1 protein-coding gene is annotated in these 255 nt (G+C 54.5%); it reads right to left on the reverse strand.

What is annotated here, in order from left to right; genetic code table 11:
- Positions 1–255 (reverse strand): DNA polymerase (locus tag ACTHUM_RS20180; RefSeq protein WP_440404027.1); only part of this gene is annotated, 255 nt, incomplete at both ends.

The raw sequence follows: 255 nt of genomic DNA on the forward strand, positions 1-255 counted from the left end.
ACGTTCAACATCCCTTCGTCCACTTTCGCCATAATCTGCGACAGTTTTTCTTTGACTAAATCCAGCTCTGCCTCAGGTACTTCCAACACCAATTCGTCATGCACCTGCATAATCAGTTTGCTTTGCAAGAGGTCGCCTGAAAGCCAGCGGGATACGTCTATCATGGCGCGTTTGATGAGGTCGGACGCGGTGCCTTGCATGGGGGCGTTGATGGCGGCGCGTTCGGCTCCGGCGCGGGCGTTGGCGTTTTTGTTG

The organism is Neisseria sp. P0021.S006, assembly GCF_051956895.1.